The organism is Streptomyces sp. NPDC029292, assembly GCF_055569295.1.
The window spans coordinates 318,833-338,470 of the sequence record NZ_JBVHXR010000010.1 but is presented as its reverse complement, the minus strand read 5'-3'; the positions used below and the strand labels follow the sequence as shown (position 1 = coordinate 338,470).

Annotated in this window: 16 protein-coding genes; 5 read left to right on the top strand and 11 right to left on the bottom strand. The window is 70.8% G+C overall.

The genetic code is table 11. The annotated features are described in order from the left end of the window. The first annotated feature begins 299 nt into the window (after positions 1-299). Positions 300-1,415 carry an ADP-ribosylglycohydrolase family protein gene (locus ACZ4WS_RS23570; RefSeq protein ID WP_467983176.1) on the top strand — a complete coding sequence of 372 codons (1,116 nt, stop codon included), beginning with the start codon at positions 300-302 and terminating at the stop codon, positions 1,413-1,415. Between the two features lie 103 nt (positions 1,416-1,518). On the opposite strand, the gene ACZ4WS_RS23565 is transcribed toward ACZ4WS_RS23570, so the two are convergent. After that, positions 1,519-3,081 carry a sodium:solute symporter family protein gene (locus ACZ4WS_RS23565; protein WP_467983175.1) on the bottom strand — a complete coding sequence of 521 codons (1,563 nt, stop codon included), beginning with the start codon at positions 3,079-3,081 and terminating at the stop codon, positions 1,519-1,521. A gap of 340 nt (positions 3,082-3,421) precedes the next feature. After that, a complete protein-coding gene (locus ACZ4WS_RS23560) occupies positions 3,422-4,207 on the bottom strand; it encodes an SDR family oxidoreductase (protein ID WP_467983174.1) in 786 nt (261 codons plus the stop codon). Between the two features lie 145 nt (positions 4,208-4,352). On the opposite strand from ACZ4WS_RS23560, the gene ACZ4WS_RS23555 reads away from it, so the two are divergent. After that, positions 4,353-5,192 (top strand): hypothetical protein, encoded by an 840-nt coding sequence (locus ACZ4WS_RS23555; RefSeq protein ID WP_467983173.1) that lies wholly within the window; start codon positions 4,353-4,355, stop codon positions 5,190-5,192. 99 nt (positions 5,193-5,291) lie between these two features. Here the strand turns inward: ACZ4WS_RS23555 and ACZ4WS_RS23550 are convergent, their stop codons facing one another. From ACZ4WS_RS23550 to ACZ4WS_RS23540, 3 genes are all read right to left on the bottom strand, one after another. Continuing rightward, a complete protein-coding gene (locus ACZ4WS_RS23550) occupies positions 5,292-5,501 on the bottom strand; it encodes a DUF397 domain-containing protein (protein WP_467983172.1) in 210 nt (69 codons plus the stop codon). 263 nt (positions 5,502-5,764) lie between these two features. Next, the gene (locus ACZ4WS_RS23545; protein WP_467983171.1) at positions 5,765-6,622 is read right to left on the bottom strand and encodes a helix-turn-helix domain-containing protein; all 858 of its coding nucleotides are present in this window, start codon (positions 6,620-6,622) and stop codon (positions 5,765-5,767) included. A 351-nt stretch (positions 6,623-6,973) separates the two neighbouring features. Continuing rightward, on the bottom strand, positions 6,974-7,732 hold the full coding sequence (locus ACZ4WS_RS23540; RefSeq protein WP_467983170.1) for a GOLPH3/VPS74 family protein: 759 nt from the start codon (positions 7,730-7,732) through the stop codon (positions 6,974-6,976). A gap of 221 nt (positions 7,733-7,953) precedes the next feature. On the opposite strand from ACZ4WS_RS23540, the gene ACZ4WS_RS23535 reads away from it, so the two are divergent. Both ACZ4WS_RS23535 and ACZ4WS_RS23530 read left to right on the top strand, forming a co-directional pair. Further along, positions 7,954-10,716, top strand: a complete 2,763-nt coding sequence (locus tag ACZ4WS_RS23535) for a D-alanyl-D-alanine carboxypeptidase family protein (RefSeq protein ID WP_467983169.1) — start codon at positions 7,954-7,956, stop codon at positions 10,714-10,716. Positions 10,717-10,928: 212 nt separating this feature from the next. Then, positions 10,929-12,770: an MFS transporter gene (locus ACZ4WS_RS23530; protein WP_467983168.1), complete on the top strand. Its 1,842-nt coding sequence runs from the start codon at positions 10,929-10,931 to the stop codon at positions 12,768-12,770. Between the two features lie 27 nt (positions 12,771-12,797). Here ACZ4WS_RS23530 and ACZ4WS_RS23525 read toward each other — a convergent pair whose 3' ends face one another. The 4 genes from ACZ4WS_RS23525 to ACZ4WS_RS23510 form a co-directional block, all read right to left on the bottom strand. After that, positions 12,798-13,748 (bottom strand): alpha/beta fold hydrolase, encoded by a 951-nt coding sequence (locus ACZ4WS_RS23525; RefSeq protein WP_467983167.1) that lies wholly within the window; start codon positions 13,746-13,748, stop codon positions 12,798-12,800. A 117-nt stretch (positions 13,749-13,865) separates the two neighbouring features. Further along, entirely contained in the window at positions 13,866-14,714 is an 849-nt protein-coding gene (locus ACZ4WS_RS23520; protein ID WP_467983166.1) for a MerR family transcriptional regulator, read from the bottom strand. A 120-nt stretch (positions 14,715-14,834) separates the two neighbouring features. Further along, the gene (locus ACZ4WS_RS23515; protein WP_467983165.1) at positions 14,835-15,341 is read right to left on the bottom strand and encodes a glutathione peroxidase; all 507 of its coding nucleotides are present in this window, start codon (positions 15,339-15,341) and stop codon (positions 14,835-14,837) included. Between the two features lie 41 nt (positions 15,342-15,382). Next, the gene (locus ACZ4WS_RS23510) at positions 15,383-16,354 is read right to left on the bottom strand and encodes an ArsR/SmtB family transcription factor (protein ID WP_467983164.1); all 972 of its coding nucleotides are present in this window, start codon (positions 16,352-16,354) and stop codon (positions 15,383-15,385) included. A gap of 123 nt (positions 16,355-16,477) precedes the next feature. On the opposite strand from ACZ4WS_RS23510, the gene ACZ4WS_RS23505 reads away from it, so the two are divergent. Next, the gene (locus ACZ4WS_RS23505) at positions 16,478-17,743 is read left to right on the top strand and encodes an MFS transporter (protein ID WP_467983163.1); all 1,266 of its coding nucleotides are present in this window, start codon (positions 16,478-16,480) and stop codon (positions 17,741-17,743) included. Here the strand turns inward: ACZ4WS_RS23505 and ACZ4WS_RS23500 are convergent. Both ACZ4WS_RS23500 and ACZ4WS_RS23495 read right to left on the bottom strand, forming a co-directional pair. Next, positions 17,683-19,065, bottom strand: a complete 1,383-nt coding sequence (locus tag ACZ4WS_RS23500) for a methylaspartate mutase (RefSeq protein WP_467983162.1) — start codon at positions 19,063-19,065, stop codon at positions 17,683-17,685. The two genes, ACZ4WS_RS23505 and ACZ4WS_RS23500, sit on opposite strands and share 61 nt — an antisense overlap. Continuing rightward, positions 19,062-19,499, bottom strand: a complete 438-nt coding sequence (locus tag ACZ4WS_RS23495; protein ID WP_467983161.1) for a cobalamin-dependent protein — start codon at positions 19,497-19,499, stop codon at positions 19,062-19,064. The genes ACZ4WS_RS23500 and ACZ4WS_RS23495 overlap by 4 nt, the downstream gene beginning before the upstream one ends. Between the last annotated feature and the right edge of the window lie 139 nt (positions 19,500-19,638).

The following is a 19,638-nucleotide window of genomic DNA, read 5'->3' as shown; positions in this document are numbered from 1 at the left end:
TGGGCGCTCTCAACGTTCTACGGGCCGGGCTGGTCCGTCGCGACGCCAACCTGGCATAGCGAGAAGCCCCGTCCCTCAGGACGGGGAGGAGTCACGAGTGTGTCTACGTCTGCAATGTCACCTGGTACGGCTGACCGCTGAAAGAGCCTGGGTTCCCGGGCCGGAAAGGCCCGGCCAACACCTGTCAAAGGTGATCAGTAGGCCTACTTTTCGCAAACCGTTCCGACTCCCAACCGACCGTTCCCGGTCGATTACAGTGCTGAGCGTCGGACGTGCGGACGATGCCTGGGGAGGTCTCGGTGGGTGCGACAGCCGGCGCCGTCTGGGGCCGTTCCGAACAGCAGGACTTCCGCAGCAGGGTGCGCGGAACGCTGCTGGGCGCTGCCCTCGGCGACGCCCTGGGCGCGCCGCTCGACGCGCTCACCCTGGAGGAGATCCGGGAGGCGTACGGCGCGGAGGGCCTGACCGATCTCGCCTTCGGGCACGGCAGGCGCGGCGCCGTGACGCACCTCACGCAGCTCGCGCTGTTCAGCGTCGACGGCCTGATACGCGCCCAGGTACGCCGGGACACCGGCGCCTGGCACCCGCCCACCGACCTTCACCGGGCCTACCGCCGCTGGGCGGCCACCCAGAGCGACTGGGGGCCGGACGAGCGCCGCAAGGACGACGGCTGGCTGGCCCGCGAGGAGTGGCTCTACGCCCGCCGCGACCCGGCCCGCTCCTGTCTGCTCGGCTTCGGCGACGAGACCATGGGCACCTTGGACGCGCCCAAGAACCCCGGCGAGCCCGGTCCCGAGGCCGCCGCACGCTCCGCGCCGTTCGGGCTGCTCGTCGGCTGGGAGCCGCAGCTCGTGCTGCAGCTCGCCGTCGAGTGCGCCGCGCAGACGCACGGGCACGCCACGGCGTACCTGTCGGCGGGGGCGTACGCCGTCATCGTGCACGCGCTGGCACGCGGCGAGAGCCTCGACGGGGCCGTGCAGCGGGCCCTGGCGCTGCTCGCCCCGCGCCCGGGGCAGCAGCCGGTCGCGGACGCGCTCCAGCACGCGCTGGGCGCCGTACGGCAGGGGATGCCCACGCCGGGGCGGGTCGAGGCTCTCGCCGGGGACGGTACGGCGGAGGGGCTGCTCGCGGTCGCCGTGTACTGCGCCCTGGTCGGCGAGGACATCCGGCACGGGCTGTGCCTCGCGGTGAACCACGGAGGCCCCTCGGGCGCGGCGGGCGCCCTCACCGGGGGGCTGCTCGGCGCCCTGCACGGCGAAACGGCCCTCCCGCCGGCCTGGCTGGCCGAACTGGAGGGCCGTCCCACGATGCTGGCGCTGGCGGACGACTTCGCGATGGAGATGACGCAGGGGCCGGCGCTGCACGGGCCGGGTGGGTCCTCTCCGGGGTGGCTGGCGCGGTACCCGCGGGGGTGAGGGCGGAGGGGCTGAAATCAGCCCCTCCGGCGTTTGAGGAGCGGCGTCTGGGGCGGAGCCCCAGGGACGGGAAGGGGTAGGGGCGGCGGGGGCGAAAAACGTCTCAGACCTCGGACGGGCTCGTCGACGCTCCGTCCGCCTGGGTCGGGATCGCCGCCGCCCCGGTCCCGTCGTCGTCCGTGTTGATCTTCTCGATGATCGCGTCCCGCTCAGGCGTGTCCTCGGGCTTCAGGAAGCCGATGAGGATGTACAGAACCAGCGAGATGACCATCGGGACGGAGACCTGGTACTCCAGCTTCACGTCCGTGCGCTGGGAGAAGTCCAGGTTGTAGTTGACGAAGAAGAAGGCGAGCAGGCCGCAGGCCCAGCTGGTGAGGGCCGCCGTCGGGCCGGACTTACGGAACGGTCGGAGCAGGCCCAGGATGAACGGGATCGCGATCGGGCCCATCAGACCGGCCACCCACTTGATGACGACCGTGATGATGTCCTTGAAGGCGGGGGAGTTGACCTGGGTGGCCACCGCCATGGAGAAGCCGAGGAAGGCGACGGTCGTGACGCGCCCCGCGATCAGACCGGCCCGGCTGTCCCACACCCGCGCGGCCTTCGACAGCACCGGCGCCACGTCCCGCGTGAACACGGCGGCGATGGCGTTCGCGTCGGACGAGCACATGGCCATCGTGTGCGAGAAGAAGCCGACGACGACCAGGCCCAGCAGGCCGTGCGGGAGGAGCTGTTCGGTCATCAGGCCGTACGCGTCCGAGCCGTCGGGCTTCTTCGCCGTGACGAGCAGCGGCGACAGCCACATCGGGATGAAGAGAATGACCGGCCACACGAACCACAGCCCGGCGGACAGGAAGGCCGAGCGGGTGGCCTGCTTGGCGCTGCCCGTCGCCATGTAGCGCTGGGCCTGGTTCCACATGCCGCCGTTGTACTCGAAGAGCTTGATGAAGAGGTACGCGATGAAGAAGACGGTGAGGTACGGGCCCGCGAACCCGTCCGCGTGACCGTTCAGCTTCGGTGAGTCCAGCGCCTTGGACAGACCGCCCTGGTCGGAGATCTTGTTCAGCGCGATGATCAGCATCGAGACGCCGGCCAGCAACTGGATGACGAACTGGCCGAGTTCGGTGAGCGCGTCGGCCCACAGCCCGCCGATCGTGCAGTACACGGCCGTGATGCCGCCGGTGATGATGATGCCCTGGGTCAGCGTGACCCCGGTGAAGACGGTGAGCAGGGTCGCGATCGCGGCCCACTTCGCGCCGACGTCCACGATCTTCAGCAGGATGCCGGACCAGGCGAGTGCCTGCTGCGTCGGCACGTTGTAGCGGTCCTTGAGGTATTCGAGGGGCGAGGCCACGTGCAGCCGGGAGCGCAGCCGGTTGAGCCGGGGCGCGAAGGCCTTGGCGCCGATGGCGACACCGATGGCGATGGGCAGGGCCCAGGTGACGTACGAGGTGATGCCGTACGTGTACGCGATGCCGGCGTAGCCGGTGAACATCACCGCGCTGTAGCCCGACATGTGGTGCGAGATGCCGGACAGCCACCAGGGCATCTTGCCGCCCGCGGTGAAGAAGTCGCTGACGTCGTCGACACGCTTGTGGGACCAGAAGCCGATCGCTGTCATGACGCCGAAGTACGCGACCAGGACGGCCCAGTCGAGACCGTTCATGTGCCCCCTCCAGGGGTCCGCCTTGTGAACCTGCAGATACCGGACGGCACTTCGCCAGTACGTGCATGGGCGGCGCCCCCGTGCGGGAGCGGGGACTTCGGGGATTGAACCGCTGGTTCGAGGGACCGGTCAAGACCTCTCGCGGTCACGGATATGAACACAGATCAGAAAGCAGAACGATTTTGCTTCTACTTTACCTGTAGGGCTGTTGTCGTGCTCGTGACGTGGAACACACGATGAGCGGGCACTTCGCCAGACGGACACGACGGACATCGACAGGACGACGGGCGTACGGGATGCGGGTCCCGTGCGACCGGGAGGGGAGCCGCGACAGCCGTACCTACCGCATGAGTTCGCCGGCGTTCACGAGCAGGGACTGCCCCGTGATCGCCCGCGCCCGGTCGGACGCCAGGAACACCGCGGCGTCCGCCACGTCCCCGTCCGTGGCCAGCTCCGGCAGGGCCATCCGCTCCGTGAGCCGCTTCAGGACGTCCGGTTCCGGTACGCCCTCGGTGTGCGCGGTGAACTGGACGTAGGCCTCGACGGGCGGGCCCCACATCCAGCCGGGCAGCACGGTGTTGACCCGTATGCGATGTGGGCCCAGTTCCCGCGCCAGGGAGTACATCGCGCTCGTCAGCGCGCCCTTGGAGGCCGCGTACGCCGCCTGCCGCACCTGACTCGGCGCGGCCACCGACGACTGCGTCCCGATGATGACGACCGAGCCGCCGCGCGCCTTCAGCGCGGGCAGGCAGGCGCGGGTCATCCGCAGCGTCCCCAGCAGGTTCACGTCGATGACCGACTGCCAGGTGGTGAAGTCCGCGTCCTCCAGGCCGCCGAAGTAGCTGTCCCAGGCGGCGACATGGACGACGGCGTCGATCCCCCCGAACCGCTTCCGGGCGAGCGCCGCGAGCGCCTCGCACTGTCCCTCGTCGGTGATGTCCGTCGCCCGGTATGCCGTGTGCGCGCCGACCGGATCGAGCTCGGCCGCGGACTTGGCGAGATTCGCCTCCGTACGCGCCCCGAGCACGGCGTTGCCCCCGTCGCGCACGACGGCCGCCGCGACCTGATGACCGAGCCCGGCCCCGACCCCCGAGACGACGACGGTCTTGCCCGCGAGCAGTGACATCGGTGACCCCTTTTTTGTGGCTCGGTTCGCCTCCGGGGCGCCAAAGCCCCTTCGGCTCACTCGCCGTAGGTTGCCGTGACTATGGCGCATTGTCTGACGGAGCGTCAGAGTATGGGCGTCCGGCGGAAGAAGGAAGGGGATCGTCATGTCGGAGGAGACCCGCAGCGAGACGTACGCCGAACTGGCCGCCCTCGGCCCGTACGGCGTTCACCCGGGCCACGCCCTGATCACCATGGTCGAGCCGCACCCGGGCCACGAGTACGCGTACAACCGCTGGTACGAGGACGATCACTACTACGCCGGCGCGATGGCCATGCCCTGGATGTACGCGGGGCGGCGCTGGGTCGCCACCCGTGATCTCCAACTCCTGCGCTACCCCGAGAAGTCGGCGGTCGCTCAGCCGGTGACCGCAGGCTGCTACCTCTCCACGTACTGGGTCACCGACGGCCGCTACGACGACCACATGAAGTGGACCGTCGGGATCAATAAGCGGCTCAACCGCGACGGGCGGGTCTACCAGGACCGTACGCACGTCTTCACGGCCTTCCAGGACCACGAGGCCACCGTGTACCGGGACGGGGCCGCCGGGCCCCGCGACTTCCACGCCCTCGACCACCCCTACGCGGGCCTGGTCGTGGAGGTCATCGACGCCGAAGGTGCCGCACAGCGCGCCGAGTTGCTGGAGTGGCTGCGGTCGCGGCACCTCCCCAAGCGCCTCGCGGGCTCGCCCGCCGCGATGGTCACGATCTTCCGGCCGACCCCCCTCCCCGGTGACCGCATGACGTACGTCAAGCAGGTCGAGGGGGTGGATACACGGCTGACCCTGCTGTGGTTCCTGGAGGCGGATCCCCGGGAGTGCTGGGAGGGGTACTTCGTCGGACGTGACGCCGCTGTTGCCGAAGCGGGGCTGGGGAAGGTCGAGTTGGTGGCGCCGTTCATCCCGACGGTGCCAGGGACGGACAAGTACGTGGACCGGCTCCGGTAGGCGCTGGCCGAGGGAAGAGCCGAGCCCCCTCGGCCGGGACGGCGGGCCAGTCGAGAGGGCTCTGTCGGTGATGCGTATGAAATTGTGTGTGGTCATCGATCAGGCGAGGTCGAAAGCCCCCCGGCTCACCTCTGCCACGAAGGCGTTCCACGAGTTCGCGGGAAACGCCAGGGTGGGGCCCTCGGGGACCTTGGAGTCCCGCACGGCCATCGCCGCGAGAACCGGGGACTTGACCTCGACGCATGCGCCGTTTCCGGTGGAATACGAGGACTTGGTCCAGGTGTTCAGCGCGCCTTGCTGGATTGCCATGTTCGCTCCGGTAGCGAGTCGTTGAGTTGCTGTCACCGCACTGCGGGCTCCCTCCGGAACCCGCAGTGCGGTTTGCGCCAAGGTTGTTGCTCCTTGGCGTGATCGACGCTACTCGCCAACATCCGCGGGCGAAGCGGCTATTCACTCGACCGGATGGCATATTCCACTGGGTCTTCCGCCCCGACGTGGCGAAGGTGTACTGTCCGGCACCTTCTCGTCAGGGCGCTTCGTTCGAGGCGTTTCCACGACCCGCGCCCCGACACTCAGCGCGCGTAATCCTTCGCGATGTCCGCGATGAACTGTCGCGATTGGTCCACATTCAGGGCCTGGGCCCGCAGATGCTCGTACATCACGCTGTATTTCTGGACGTCGTTCGCCTTTTCCAGATACAGGTCGCTGGTGACACCCTCGATGTAGACGACGCTCGAGTCCGCCGCGTCGGGGAACTCCAGGATCGCGTACTGCCCGTTGAGCCCCGGATGCGCGCCCATGTCGAAGGGGATCACCTGTACGGTGACGTGCGGGAGCTGGGACTGCTCGACGAGGTACTCCAGCTGGTCGCGCATCAGCGAGCGATTGCCGACGACCCGGCGCAGCGCGGCCTCGTCGAGGACGGTCCACAGCCGAAGCGGGTTCTCCGGGGCGGAGATACGTTCCTGCCTGCGCAGTCGCACCTGGACCCGCTTGTCGATGTCGCCGGAGGCGGTCTCCGGCAGCGCGCCGGCGATCAGGGCCTCGGCGTACGGGCGGGTCTGGAGCAGACCGGGGACGACCTGGGGGTCGTACACGCGCAGCGACGCGGCATCGGTTTCGAGCCCGATGTACACGCTGTACGGGATGTCGCCGAAGGAGTGCCACCAGCCCTGCTGGCGGGAGTCCTTGGCCATCTGCATCAGGGAGTCGACGATCCGGTGGTCCTCGACCTCGTAGACCCCGCACAGATCGCGGACGTCGCGCTGGCTGATACTGCGCCGTCCGTTCTCCAGCCGGCTGATCTTCGACTGCGAGACCAGCAGCCGCTCGGCGACCTCTTCGGCCGTCATGCCCTTGAGCTCGCGGAGCCGGCGCAGCTCCTGGCCCAGCCGGCGCCGCCGGACGGTGGGATTGACATTGGACGCCACGGGACGTGCACCTCCGGCTGCGGGCCTCTACTTTGCGTATCTGCTGTTGAGCAGACTGCCACCAAGGTGCTTTCTACCGCTGGGAAACAGCGGATATGCGCTGGGTACGCACCAGTTCGGGGATCTGGCGTGTATATGCGGCCGCTCCGGTTCCCGTTGGGGCTCGCGCATATGCGGCCGCGCGGGGCGGTGGGGCCGTGTCGTCGTCCGGACGTACGGCCTCACTGCCCCGCGCGAGCCAGCGGCTCCCGAACCGGGTCTTGGGGACTGCGGTGCGGCGCTGAGGTACTGCGTGTGGTGCGGGTGCTGCTTGTGGTGCTGCGGTCGTGCTCGGTGCCGTGGGACTGCGGCTCAGTGGGCCACGGCCCGCGCCATGGAACCGCGGCGCGGTTGCATCGGAACACCCCTGGCCGGTTCCGGTGCGGTCCTGGCTCCGACGGTGGCCTGGCGGCCGACCTGTGGTGCCGGGCTGCGGCGTGGCTGTGCGGCCACACCGTTCTGAACGTCCATGACCGCGTGGGCCACGAGGCCGCCCATGGGGTCATGCCTGATCAGGTCCCGCAGCCGGGAGCGGGACGAGCGTCCCTCATTACCCGGATACAGGTGCTTGCCGAGACCGACCGCATGGGCCAGCGCGGCGAGCGCCGCGGTCCGCGGGTCCGGCGGAACGCCGGTGCGGATCGCGTTGTCCAGCCGGGACCTGATCTCCCGGCTGATCGCCGTGTCCGTCGCCTGGTAGCGAGTCGTCGGCAGCACCCCGCACATCTGGCCGGCCACGGCATGGACCATGCCGCACCTCTCCAGATGCGAGAGGTAGGTCTGGCGAAGTCCCAGCCGGGGTCCGCCAATCCAGTTCACTGCGCGTACGGGTGCTCCGCGCCGGCGAAGCAGTTCCAACGCACAGTCCAGTGTTGGATCTCCAGTCGGCCGTGGTGCCACCACGGCGATACGATCCCCGTCTGGGGCTATCCGTCCGGCCAGCGCCAGCTCCACTAGCTGTGCTCCGGCCAGACCGAGGTCGAGCGACTGCGGCTGTGCGGTGGTACCCGTGGTCGGGTCCAACGCCAGCAGCAGAAGCTCCTCCGGAATTGTTCTGCGGCTCCTGCCCATCCATGCCTCCCCGCGTGGATGAATGACAGGGTGACCCCTCTCACATTGGTCTGTCGAGGGCGCGTGACCGGAATGTAGTGGAACCGGTCGGTATGTCGTTCTCGTCTACCGCAGGGGTTAAGCCCTCACACAGGACACTGGTACATGGTTCGGACATCGGTGTCCGGGCGGCGGTTCACGGGTTTCACGGTTCGGTTGGGCGCACGGAGGGTGTGCGCCGGATGGAGGAGGCATCGGTGGCGGGCGAGTCCCCCGACAGGTCGAAGCAGCACGAGTCGTCGGCGTCGTCGGCAGAACCGACGCCGGGGACCCCGGCCGCGGTTCCGGGTCCCGCGCGGGGGAGTGCGTCGGGCTCGGCCCCGGCCGACCCGCGCTTGGCGGTGGCCCGCGAACGGGCGGCCACGGTGCGGGTGGATCAGGCTACGGCCGTGTTCTCCACGAAGGCCTTGGCGGCGGCGGAACGGTCGCTGCGGGAGGCCGAGGAGGCCGCTGCGCCGGGGGCTTCTTCGGCGGACGGGGCTTCCGCCGAGTCCGCCGAGACCGGCGAGTCCTCAGAGCCCGCCGAGGTGGGCTCCTCGGGTGACGCCCGGCTGCGGGCGGCTGTGGCCGCCTGGGTGGCGGGGGCGGACGATTCGGAACCGGGGGCCGGTGCCGAGGCTGAGGTCGAGGCTGAGGGTGACGTCGACTCCGAGGGTGCCGGTGACGTGGAGGCGTCTGGCGAGGCGTCAGAGTCGGGCACCGACGCCGACGCCGACGAGGAGCGGGAAGCTGCCTCGGGCGAGGAGCAGGACGCCGCCTCCGGCGAGGCTTCCGTCGCCGACGAGTCCGGGGACGAGCCCGATGCCGAGAGCGTGTCCGAGGGCGACACCGAGGCCGAGGCCAACTCCGAGGCTGAGCGCGTGTCCGAGGCTGACGCCGAGCCGAACACGGCCGAGGCGGGTTCCGGCGGTGACGCGGTGGCCGACGAGGCCCTGGCCGACTCCGGGTCCGGGCTTGTACCCGAGGCTGACGCCGAGCTGAACACGGCCGAGGGTGAGGCGGGTTCCGGCGACGCGGTGGCCGACGAGGCCCTGGCCGACTCCGGGTCCGGGCTTGTACCCGAGGCTGACGCCGAGCCGAACACGGCCGAGGGTGAGGCGGATTCCGGCGACGCGGTGGCCGATGAGGTCCCGGGCGACTCCGGGTCCGGGTCCGGGCTTGTGCCCGAGGCTGACGCCGAGCCGAACACGGCCGAGGCGGACTCCGACGACGACGCCGCGGCTGACGACACCCCGGCCGACGACGCCTCGGACAAGGACACCACCCCCGAGCCCCCCGTCGACCAGCCCACCGCCATCTTCAAGGCCCCCCGGCCCCCGGCCGTGGACCAGCCCACGACCATGCTGAAGCTGGGCGGCACCAAGCCGGCCACCCCCAAGCCGGACGCCAAGCCCGCCGCCGAGGAGCCCACTGACAAGGCCCCGGACAAGGCCCCGGACAAGGCCCCGGACAAGGCCCCGGACAAGCCCGCCGCCAAGCCCGAGTCCGCCGCCGAGCGCACCAGCAAGTTCGTCGCCCTCAAGCCCCTCGACGAACCCGCCCCGGCGAAGCCGAGGACCACCCCGGCCCCGGACACCGCTGAGAAGCCGGCGGCAGCCACCGCCGTCGTCCCGCAGGTCGGCCCCGAGCGCACCACCCAGCAGCCCCTTCCGCCCAAGCCGCCGCTGGATCTGCTGGCCGAGCTGACGAACACGCCGCCGCCCCCGGAGACTCCGGTGCGGACGATCGTGCGGCGGGTCAAGATCTGGACCCCGCTGGTCCTGCTGCTCGCGGTGATCTTTGCAGTCGTACAGGCTGTACGACCGCTCCCGACCCCGGGCCTCGCGCTCACCGCCGACGAGACGTACACCTTCGAGGGCGGCACGCTCGACCTGCCGTGGCCCGGTCAGGGGCAGTCGGCGATCGAGGTCGAGGGGGTCGGCGGCGTCGGTACCGACGGGAAGCAGACGCCCGCTCCCATCGCGAGCGTCGCCAAGATCATGACGGCGTACGTGATCCTTCAGGACCACCCGCTGAAGGGGAACGAGGGCGGCGACAAGATCACCGTCGACCAGCAGGCCGAGGACGAGTCGAAGAACGAGGACGAGTCGACGGCGGCGATGACGAAGGGCCAGCAGTTCACGGAGCGGCAGATGCTCCAGATGCTGATGATCCCGTCCGGGAACAACGCGGCCCGGCTGCTGGCCCGTTGGGACTCCGACAACAAGACCTTCGTCGGCAAGATGAACGCCGCGGCGAAGAAGCTCGGCATGACGAAGTCGACGTACACGGACCCGAGCGGTCTGGAGAAGACGACGGTGAGCACCGCCACCGACCAGCTCAAGCTGACCAAGGAGGTCATGCAGGACGAGGTGTTCCGCAGCATCGTCGGGATGGCCAGCGCCAAGATCCCCGGCCTCGACGGGACCATCTACAACAACAACGACCTGCTGGTGAAGCAGGTCGGCGTGATCGGCCTCAAGACCGGCTCGTCGACGCCCGCGGGCGGCAACCTGGTGTGGGCCGCCACCAAGACCGTGAACGGCAAGACGCAGACGGTCTACGGCGCGGTCCTCGGACAGAACGCAGGTACCGGCAAGGTCTGGGACAGCCTCCAGCTGGCGCTCACCAACAGCCAGAAGCTGATCGACAAGGTCCAGCAGAGCCTGACCTCCGCCACGGTGGTGAAGAAGGGCGACGTCGTCGGCTACGTGGACGACCAGCTCGGCGGCCGGACCCCGGTCGTCGCCACCAAGAACATGACGGCGGTCGGCTGGCCCGGTCTGAAGACCACGCTGTCGATCGGTGCCGGCGGCAAGACGGTCCCGCACTCCGGCAAGGCGGGCACGGTCGTCGGCGAGCTGACGGTCGGCGACGGTTCCAGCCACGCGGTGACGATCCCCGTCGCGCTCCGGTCGGACCTCGCCGAGCCGGGCTTCGGCGCCAAGCTGACCCGCGTCAGCTGAACGGGCGTACGCACCGGTGACGTACCGACCTGCGCACCGGTGACGTACGGCAGGTACGAACAAAGGCACCGCACCCCGTAGGGGAGCCCCCACCCGGGCGCTCCCCTACGGGGTGCGTGCTAGCGTCGCGAGATCGGGGCTGGTCGCGGGCCGCGGGTCCCGGTCGAGAACAAAAACGGGACACGGGACACAGGACACGGGAGTGCCTTGCAGTGGCGACAGCGGAGCCGACACACGCCGACGACGCCGATCCTGGCCCAGGATCAGGCCCGCGAATACCGCAGTCCGCGCGTACCGCCCATGATGCGGATGACGACCATGACGCGGATGCCAAGGCGAGCGGTACCCGCCTGACCCGCTTCCTCCGTCACCCCGTCACCGTCGCCACCGCCCTCTCCGGTGTCCTGCACCTCGTCTGGTTCTTCACGTTCGCGAACAGCGGCGGGGATCTCGCGGCGCAGGACGCGTGGGCGGAGTTCGTCGGGCGGCACCCGGACTCGGCGTACAACCTCGCCTGGTACGGCGGGATGCACCCGGTGTCGTACAGCGTGGTGTCGCCGTATCTGATGTCCGTGCTCGGCGTCCGTACGACGATGATGATCGCGGGGACGATCTCGGCGGGTCTGCTGACGATGATCCTGATCCGCAGCCGGGCGGTGCGCAATCCCATGTGGCCCGCGCTCGCCGGGGTGTTCGCGCTGCTGTGCAACGCCGCGTCGGGGCGGGTGACGTACGGCCTGGGCATGGTGTTCGCGCTCGCCGCGGCCGCCGTCGTCTTCTGCTGGCCCTACCGCTGGCGCTACAAACGCTGGGCGAAGGCCCTGTGCGCGGCGCCGCTCGCCGCGCTCGCGACCGCCGCGTCGCCCGTGGCCGGGCTGTTCGTCGGCCTGGTCGCCGTGGCGCTCTTCCTCCAGAAGCGCCGTCCGGGCGCGTACGCGCTGGGTATCGCGCCGACCGTCGTGGTGGCGGTGTCGGCCTGGCTGTTCCCCTTCTCCGGCACCCAGCCGATGTCCTTCGCCTCGTCCTCGCTGCCCCTCCTCTACTCGGTCTTCGTCTTCGTGCTCGTCCCCAAGGAGTGGAAGACGGTCCGGATCACGGCGGCGGTGTACGGCCTCGGTGTGCTCCTGGTCTGGCTGATCAGCTCCCAGATCGGCTCCAACATCACGCGCCTGGCGATGCTGTTCGCGGGCGTCGTGCTGCTGGCCGCGCTGCCCTTCGCCGTGCCGCGCTCACGCAAGTGGTACGCGATCGTCGTCGCCTTCGCCGGATTCGTCGGGTGGATCGGCTTCAAGTCGGTCGACGACATCGTGCATACGACTCCGGCGGCGTCCTGGGCGCGCGAGCTGGCCCCGCTGGTGAACCAGCTCCAGGTGGTGGGCGCCGAGAAGGGCCGCGTCGAGGTCGTCCCCGCCCGCTCCCACCGGGAGGCGTCCGCCCTCGCCCCGTACGTGAACCTCGCCCGCGGCTGGAACCGTCAGGCCGACATGGAGCGCAACCCGCTCTTCTACGACGACACCCTCAACTCCGCGAACTATCACGAGTGGCTGCAGCGCTGGGCCATCCACTACGTGGTGCTGCCCAAGGGCGAACCGGACGGGGACGGCGGCGAACGCGAACGTCAGCTCGTCCAGCGGGGTATGCCCTACCTTCGGCAGATCTGGGGTGACGCGAACTGGCAGCTGTTCACGGTCACCGACCCGACGCCGCTCGCCGAGCCGAACGCCGTCGTCGACCGGGCCGAACAGGGTGAGCTGACCATCGAGGTGAAGAAGGCGGGCCGCATCCTGATCCGCATCCCGTACTCCCCTTGGCTCAGCATCGTCGACGCGGACGGCAAGAGCGTGAAGCCCCCGCAGGAGACGGAGCAGTCCAAGCACCGCGAGGACGGCACCCCGAAGACGTACGACAACGTCAGCGGCTGTCTGTCCCAGGCGGCGGAGAACGCCACGGGCGACCAGTGGACGGAGCTGCTGGCTCCCCGCCCGGGTACATATCGCCTGGCGGCGCCGTACCAGCTCCCCCGTGGCACCCCGTGCCCGGAGGCGCTGCGCTGAGCAGCTAAGCGGCCTCGGGGAAGCCGCTTAGAACCGCTCGACCGGGCCGCAGTACGGCATGTCGCGGTCGTTCAGGGGCTGGTCCCGGAAGAAGCGTACGAGCAGGTCGCAGAAGTCCGCCGGGCGCTGGAGGTGGGCCAGATGGCCGGACTCCGCGATCGTGGTGAAGCACGCTCCCGGCAGGTCCGCGGCGACCGCGCGGACCATGTCGGGCGTGGTGAGGGTGTCGTGCTCACCGGTGAAGACGAGGTACGGGACGGCGGGGACGGGGGCACGCCGGTACCACTCGTGGGCCAGCAGCCGCCGGTTGCGCTCGACCGTCACGGCGACGTCCCGCGGTGTCTGGGCCGCGAACTGCTGGTACATCAGCCGGGACAGGGCGGCGTGCTTGCGCACCGTCCGTGCCCCCGGAGGCGGTACGAAGCACCGTACGAACTCCCGGGCGGTCTCCTCGACCCGCCCCTCCTCCAGCAACCGCACCCAGCCCACCAGCGACTCGGCGAACCAGTCCGGGATGTGGTCCGACATGCCCTGGACGGCGATCCGCCGCAGATGGTGGGGGTAGCGCTGGGCGAGCCGGAGGCCGACGGCTCCGCCGTAGCAGCCGGCGTACAGGTTCACCCTGCCGAGCCCCAACTCCGTCAGCATGTGGTCGGCGCAGCCGGCGAGGAAGTCGATGCCGTGGCGGGCCGGCAGGAAGTCCGCGTCGCCGAACCCCGGAAGGTCGACGGTGACGACCGTGCCCAGCTGCGCGAGCCACCGCTCGTGCCGCACCCAGGAGTAGCGGGTCTGGTCCGAGCCGCCGAGCACGAGCAGGGGCTCGGTGACCGGGGAGCACCGGCGCAGGATCCGGCAGGTGTAACCGAACCCGTGCCACGACAGCCGGTGCTCCTCGACCTCCGGGGCTTCCCTGGCCTTGGTCCCGTCGGGCGGAGGCGCCGGGGCGGGGACACGGACCGAGGACGCGGCAGCAGGCAAAACGGACTCCCGGAGGCGTGGGCGCGGAGGGTCCCACTCGTACACCTGCCACCGGTCCTACGGCCGCACCGTCACCTGATGGTGGGCGCGGCGCCCGCGCGTTGCCGTCTCACCCCATCACTTCACCGGAAACGCCACGTCACACACCGCGTCCTGCGGCCCCGCCGCGTCCCAGTCGGCGAAGTACACCTCGCGGCAGGGACCGTCGTACGACAGCCCCTGCTCGGCGATCCACGCCTCGACGGCCTCGAAGGCGGCGAGGATCTGGGGGTGGGCGACCTGGGCCTTGGTGATGCGGGTGTAGGCGAGGCGCCGGGCGGGCTCGACGCGGACCTTGGTCTCCCAGGCCCGCCCCTGCCTCTCGGCCCAGGCCCGCGCGGCGTCCGCGTCGGCGACCGGCACGCAGGACTCGGCGGGCCCGTCGCTCTCCTGGGACACCTCGGCGTGGTAGACGACGAAGGGTGACGCGGTCACCCCGCCGGACGCCTGCGCACCCTCCTCCAGCCGGCCCAGCGACGCCCCGATCCACGCCGGCAGCTCACTGGCCAGGGTGTGCCGCGTCTCCGACAACACCACCTGCTCGGGCACCTCGACGGTCTCGATCACGAACTTCCCGTACATCTCGGAACTCCTTCCCGACAGACGTCCACGGAGGTACTCGGCGAGCGTCCGCTGCGAGGCGAACCGTGTCTCGGCGTCCGCCCAGTACGCGGTGAGGAGCCCGGCCGCGGCGCAGCCCTCCGCCTCGACCACCTCCGCGATCCGCGCGAGCGGCATGTCGAGCTGGCGCAGGAGCGCGACCATACGGGCGCGTTCGGCCTGGTCGGCGCGGTAGTAGCGGTAGCCGCTGACCTCGTCGACGTGCGCCGGGGTCAGCAGCCCGAGCCGGTCGTACAGCCGCAGCGCCTTCGGCGAGAGCCGCGCGCGGGCGGCGAACGCACCGATCGTGAGCAGGTCCTGATCCACAAGCCCATCCTCCGTCACCGGGCGCCTTCCGCCCGGCGACAACGGACGATGGTCCCTGCCCCAGGGGCAAGGTCAACCGGCGCTTCGGCCGGTGATTCGACCGGCGCTACGACCGGTGCTTCAGCCGATGGCCTGCTCCACCGCGGAGACGATCTCCGCCGACTCGGGCTCGGTCTGCGGCGAGAAGCGGGCCACGACGTCCCCGGCAGGACCGATCAGGAACTTCTCGAAGTTCCAGCGGATGTCCCCGCTGTAGCCCTCGGCGTCCTTGGTGTCCACCAGCAGCTCGTACAGCCCGTGCCGCTCGTCCCCGTTCACGTCGACCTTCTCGGTCATCGGGAAGGTCACGCCGTACGTTGCCGAGCAGAACTCCGCGATCTCCTCGGAGCTCCCCGGCTCCTGCCCCAGGAACTGGTTGCAGGGCACTCCGAGCACGGTGAAGCCCTGAGCGGCGTACCGCTCGTGCAGCTGCTCGAGACCGGCGTACTGCGGGGTCAGCCCGCACTTGGAGGCTACGTTCACGATGAGGACGGCCTTGCCGCGGTACTGCGCGAGATCGGCGGAGCCACCCTGGAGGGCCCCGATTTCGGCGTCGAGGACGGAGGCGGTGGTGTTGTCAGTAGTCATAAGCGGATGCTAACTCCGCTGGGGGCCGTGCCTTCGGCCCGTCACTCCCGCTGGGCCGTGACGAGCACCTCACCGGCGGCCGTCCGCGAGTACAGCACCGACCGCCCCGCCCTGCGCCGCTCCACGAGCCGCGCGTCCAGCAGCACCTTCAGATGGCGCCCGACGGAGCCGAGCCCCTGCCCGGTCACGGCGACCAACTGGCTCGTGGACAGGGGGGAGTCGAGGAGTACGAGGACCGCGGCGCGGGCGGGTCCGAGGAGTGCGCCGAGGCTCTCGGGCACCGCCTTGGCGCGGGCGCGGGCGCCGGCCAGCGCGCCCGCGCACGGGTAGACGACGGCGTACCGATGGGGCTCCTCCCAGGACACCCATCCGATCCGCTGCGGGGTGACCGGCACGAAGAAGAGCTGGGCGCCGGAGATCTCCCGGGGCGGGTACTCGTGGAGGTTGACCTGGAGGCGGTTGTCGCCGAGCCAGCGCGTCCCCGGCCGCAGCGCGTCCAGCGCCGCCGCCCAGCCGCCCCGGCTCAACTGCGCGGTCCGCGCGACCACATCGGCCTCCAGGATGCGCCGCCGCCGGGGCCAGTACGGGCGTACGGCCGTGGCCCAGAGGTGGGTGAGGAGGTCGGCGGCCCGTTCGGGCAGGTCGTCGCGGTCCAGGGGGGTGGGCAGCGGGCCGCGCAGCGCGACGGTGAGGTGGTCGCGCGCCTCCTCGGGGGACGCCTCGCGCACCCGCGTGACCTCGTCCTCGAAGGCGGCCTCGCCGCGCGGGGTGGGGGTGAGGAAGTCGGCGATCCACTCCCGCCCGAGCCCGGAGCGCACGAGGAGCGCGGTGACGGGGTCGGCCGCCAGCCGTTTCTTGTACGCGGGCAGGTGCGCGTGGAGCCAGGCGCGCTCGCCGGGGTGCGCGGCGGATTCCGCGTGCAGCATCTTCAGGCTCGCGAAGGTCTCGGCGAGCGGGGAGAGCACGAAGCGGCTCCCGGCGAGGGTGTCGGCGTTGACCTGCCACCAGCCCATGACCGACCCCGTTCCTCGTGGGCTCCCCGTCGGCTCCCGGTCGGTTCCCCGTCGGCTCCCTGTTGGTTTCGCCTCCCCGCGAAACAATAACGGCCGCCCCGTACGCCGCCCGAGACTCCGCGCATGCGCAGCTACTCCGATCTCTTACGCACCCGGGAGTTCACCCCACTGTTCCTGTCCACCGCGTTCAGGAACGCCGCCTCGACGGTGAGCGGCCTGGCGCTGGGCACGCTGGTGTACCGGGCGACCGACTCGCCCCTGCTGTCCGCGCTGAGCATGTTCGGGCCGTCGCTGGTCCAGGTCGTGGGCGCGACGACGCTGCTGTCGGCGGCGGACCGGCTGCCGCCGCGGGCGACGATCGCGGGGATCGCGTCCGCCTTCGCGGTCGGCACGGCGGCGATGGCGCTGCCCGGTCTGCCGGTCTGGGCGCTCTTCGCACTGATCCTGCTCCTCGGCCTGATCGCCTCGCTCGCGGGCGGCGTCCTGTGGGGCCTGCTCAACGAGATCCTCTCCAAGGACGGCTATCTGCTGGGCCGCTCGGTCTTCAACATGATGAGCGGGATCACTCAGATCACGGGGTACGCGACCGGCGGCGTCCTGGTGGCCGTCCTGTCCCCGCGGCTCACGCTGCTCACGGCGGCGGCCCTGTATCTGGCGGCGGCCCTCACCGCCCGCCTGGGCCTCACCCGCCGCGCCCCAAGGGCCGCGGGCCGCCCGTCGATCGCCCAGACCTGGCGCACCAACGCGCTCCTGTGGTCCTCGCCCCCGCGCCGCACCGTCTTCCTCCTCCTGTGGATCCCCAACGGCCTGATCGTCGGCTGCGAATCCCTGTACGTGTCCTACGCGCCCGGCCGCGCGGGCGTGCTCTTCGCCTGCGCGGCGTTCGGCATGTTCGTGGGGGACGTGACGACGGGCCGCCTGCTTCCGCCCCGGGTCCGCGGCCGCCTCGGCATCCCCCTCCTCCTGCTCCTGGCCACCCCGTACCTGCTGTTCGCCCTGCACCCCGGGGTGGGTGTGGCGGCGGCCTGTGCCGCCCTCGCCTCGGTCGGCTTCGGCGCGAGCCTGGTCCAGCAGGAACGGCTGATGGCGCTGACCCCCGACGAACTCGGCGGCCACGTACTGGGGTTGCACAGCGCGGGCATGCTGACGATGCAGGGGGTGAGCGCGGCGCTGGCGGGAGCGGTTGCCCAACTGACGTCCCCCGGCACGGCGATGACGGCCATGGCGGGCGCGTCGATCGCGGCGACGCTGACGCTGGCGGGCAAGCGCGCCGAGCGCCGCCCGCAGGGCGGGGCGGACCGTCGCGTTTCACCCCTTGCCCAATTGACTCACCGGGCCTCCGGGCGACTCGCGCGGCGGTTGTCCTCGCCGAACAGCAGCGGGAAGTAGTTGATGTCCCGTGTCAGGACGTCGTACAGGTCCGCGGGCCGGCCCCGCAGCGACTCGCTGTGCCGCTCGCGCAGGGCGGCGGACAGCGGGAGGGAGCCGGGCGACAGGATGCGGATCGCGCCGTCCTCGGCCCGGCCCGGGATCAGCTCCGAGCGGGCGTGCCGGCTGGCGCTGAACGGGATGTCGAGGGTGCCGTCCGCGAAGGCGGCGGCGATCGCGCGGTGCAGGCCGCCGTGCCGGGACTCGCCCGCCAGGACGGGCGCCACCAGCTCGTCCACCTCCCGCAGGATCCAGTCGAGTTCGTCCGCCACCCGCCGCTCGTCCAGACTCCAGGTGCCCAGCAGCGGCGAGTTGGCGCGGGCCGCGAGCTGCAGCCCGTCGATGATGGCCCGGGTGTCGGGGATGCCGTACGCCTCCTGGTACGTCTTGGTGATCAGCTTGGTCGCGCCGCCGTACCGGGCGACGAGTGCCCCGTACAGGATCAGGTCCTCGGCGTGGGCGCGCTCGCGCGGGAAGACCCCCATGAACTCGTGGAGTACGGCGTGCACTTCGACGTCCGCGGGCAGATGGCGCGCGGCGAGCAGCGGGATGGCGCGCAGGGCCGCCACGTCCTGCTCGGCGTGACCACCCTGTGGGTAGGCGATCGAGATGCAGCGCACCCCTTCGCGAGCGGCCGCGACCGCCTCCAGGACGCTGACGGCGAGGCTGACGGAGGGCGGCATCAGCACCGCCGTCAGCGTGCCGAACAGCTCGCGGTCGATGACCAGGCCGTGCCGCTCGGCGAGGTCCCCGCAGGCGGCGTCCACCTCGCGCCAGGCGGCCAGCGAGCGCTCCAGCGGGACGTCCTTGGAGTAGGGCAGGTTGTACGAGATGCCGCCGCCCTCGAACGAGGTGATGCCGGAGGCGATCGCGGTGTCGAAGAGCACCCGGGCGTCGGGCGAGCCGTGCCGGATCTCCAGCGGGGCGCGTACCGCCTCGTTGAGCTCGCGGCCGCGCCGCCAGCCGTGGGTGACCAGCGGGTAGCCGTTGAGGTCGGCGGGGTTGCGGTCGAGGACCGTCCGGGCGTGGTCGAAGCGGCCCAGGCGGGTGTGCGCGTCGATGGTGAGCGACAGGACGTCCGGCGCCGCGTGGTGCTCGATGTCCCGCAGCAGTGTGGCCATCTGCGGGTGCGAGCCGACACCGCAGCGGGGTTGCAGGGCGAGCCGCTTCCGGGCGCGGGCGGCGCGCAGCACCTCGGCCGCCGTGGGCTTGCCCAACTCGCGTACGTACGCCGCCGACTGGGCCCGGGTGGGCAGGGCCGTGAGGTGCTGGACGGTGGTCATGAGGTCACCGCAGACGCCATGGGCCGTACGATGCTCCGGGACCCCAACTCATGCAGCACGTCCAGGAGTTCGTCGGCGTCGGCGAGGACCCGGTGGACGCCGAGCGCGTACAGCCGGTCGAGGTCCGCGGACTGCTTGTGGCTGCCCACGGAGAGGTTGCCGCCCACGATCACCGGGCAGGACAGCAGGCCCCGGTCGCGGGCCGCCGGAAGGTCACAGAGGTCCTCGTACGCATGGCCGTTGAGGCTGCCGATGAGGACCGCCTCGGCGTGCGGGTGCTCGCGGTGGGCCGCGGCGAACTCCTCGACGGTGGTGCAGGTGCCCAGGTTGATCACTTCGAAGCCGTGGGCGCGGAGGGTGTGGGCGATGAGCTGATTGGCCACCGCGTGGCTGTCGCTCGCGGCGACGCCCAGGATCACGGTGCGTCGGTGCATGCTGAACTCCGGTCGGGGTGCGGGTGATTGAGGAGCGCTGCGGTCTGGTGTGTGGTGTGTGGTGTCTGGTGTCGGCTGCGTGTGTCTGCTGTCCGTTGCCTGCTGCCACTTTTCGGCTGCCACTTGTCGGCTGTCGGCT